The 1806-nt window shown below is 69.2% G+C and carries 2 protein-coding genes; both read right to left on the bottom strand.

Annotated elements, in window-relative coordinates; translation table 11 throughout:
- Positions 1-121: 121 nt before the first annotated feature.
- Positions 122-1207, bottom strand: a complete 1086-nt coding sequence (gene mraY, locus ACTIR_RS0119815) for a phospho-N-acetylmuramoyl-pentapeptide-transferase (protein ID WP_026455576.1) — start codon at positions 1205-1207, stop codon at positions 122-124.
- A 70-nt stretch (positions 1208-1277) separates the two neighbouring features.
- A partial coding sequence (locus ACTIR_RS26975; RefSeq protein ID WP_034241173.1) for a glutamate ligase domain-containing protein occupies positions 1278-1806 on the bottom strand: 529 nt, incomplete at its 5' end.

Here is a 1806-nt window from a genome sequence, read left to right as displayed (position 1 = left end):
TCGCCGTCGGTGACGGTCACGTGGGCGCCCGCCGCCGCCAGCGCACCCGCCACGGACCGGCCGGTGACCCCGGCACCCGCGACGAGCACCGTGCGGCCCGCGAGATCGGCACCGTGCATCGTCACCCGCCCCCGAGACCGAGCTGTTCACTGTAGAACAGGCCGAGGCCGAACATGCAGCAGATCGCCGCGAGCAGCCAGAACCGGATGATGACGGTGGTCTCCGCCCATCCGGCCAGCTCGAAGTGGTGGTGGAACGGCGCCATCCGGAACAGCCGCTTGCGGGTGGTCCGGAAGATGGCGATCTGCAGCACCACCGACATCATCTCGACGACGAACAGACCACCGATCACGATGGCGAGCAGCTCCGTGCGGGTCGTCATGGACAGCCCCGCGATGAGACCGCCGAGCGCCAGCGACCCGGTGTCCCCCATGAAGATCTTCGCGGGGGCGGCGTTCCACCACAGGAAGCCCACACAGGCGCCGGTCGCCGCGGCGGCGACGACCGCGAGGTCCAGCGGGTCCCGCACGTTGTAGCAGCCGACCTGGTAGCCCTCCACGCAGCTCAGCCGCGCCTGCCAGAACGAGATCACCACGTACGTGGCCAGCACCATGGCCCCGGCGCCGCCGGCGAGCCCGTCCAGGCCGTCGGTGAAGTTCACCGCGTTGGACCACGCCGAGATCAGCAGGTAGCAGAACAGCATGAAGATCGGCAACGGGAACACGATCAGTTCGAGGTCCCGCGCGTAGGACAGGTTCTGCGAGGCCGGCGTCAGGCCGTTCGCGTCCGGGAACTGCACCACCAGCACCGCGAAGCTGAGCGCCACCACGAGCTGGCCGACGAGCTTGGCCGTCTTGTTCAGACCGAGGTTGCGTTGCTTCCGGATCTTGATGAAGTCGTCCAGGAACCCGACCAGGCCCAGGCCCACCGCGAGGTAGAGCACCAGCAGCCCGGAGGCGGTGGGACCGTCACTGGGCGAGTCGCGCCAGACATCCACCAGATGGGCGACGAAGTATCCGGCCACCAGTGCGACCAGGATGGCGACGCCCCCCATCGTGGGCGTGCCGCGTTTCGACCTGTGGCCCTGTGGCCCCTCCTCCCGGATCTCCTGGCCGAATCCCTGATAGGAGAACAGCCGGATCAGGTACGGGGTGAGCAGGATCGACACACCGAGCCCGACGGAGGCCGCGATCAAGATGCTGATCACGCTGTGTGCCTCCCGCTCGTCCCGCCGTCGATGGTCCGGCTCCGTTGCTCATGTCGTGATGTGTTCGGGCTCACGCGCTACCGCCTTCTCCCAACAGCGCGTCGGCTACCCGCCACAGCTCGGCAACCTTCGAGGCCTTGACGAGGACGACGTCGTCCGGCCGGACCTGGTCGCGCAGCAGCGCGACCGCCGCATCGGTGTCCGGCACCAGGACCGACTCCTCTCCCCAGGAACCCTCGTGACTCGCGCCGTGGTGCATGGCGGCAGCCTGCTCGCCGACCACGACGAGCCGGTTGATGTTGAGCCGGACGGCGAGCCGACCGATCTCGTCGTGCGCGGACACGCTATCGGCCCCCAGTTCGCCCATGACACCGAGGACCGCCCAAGATCGCCTTTCCGAGGTCATCGACGCCAGCGTCTTCAACGCGGCCCGCACCGACTCGGGGTTGGCGTTGTACGAGTCGTTCAGCACGGTGACCCCGTCGGCGGAGGTGGTGACCTCCATCCGCCGGGCCGACCGGCGGGTGGCGGCCCCGAGATCCGCGGCCACGTCGGGCACCGGGGAGCCCAGCTCCAGCGCGACCGCCGCGGCGGCGAGC

The organism is Saccharomonospora iraqiensis subsp. iraqiensis (assembly GCF_000430445.1).
GTDB classification, from domain to species: Bacteria; Actinomycetota; Actinomycetes; order Mycobacteriales; family Pseudonocardiaceae; genus Saccharomonospora; species Saccharomonospora iraqiensis.
Note: the sequence above shows the minus strand (reverse complement) of the source record. Positions and strands in the feature narration are given on the sequence as shown.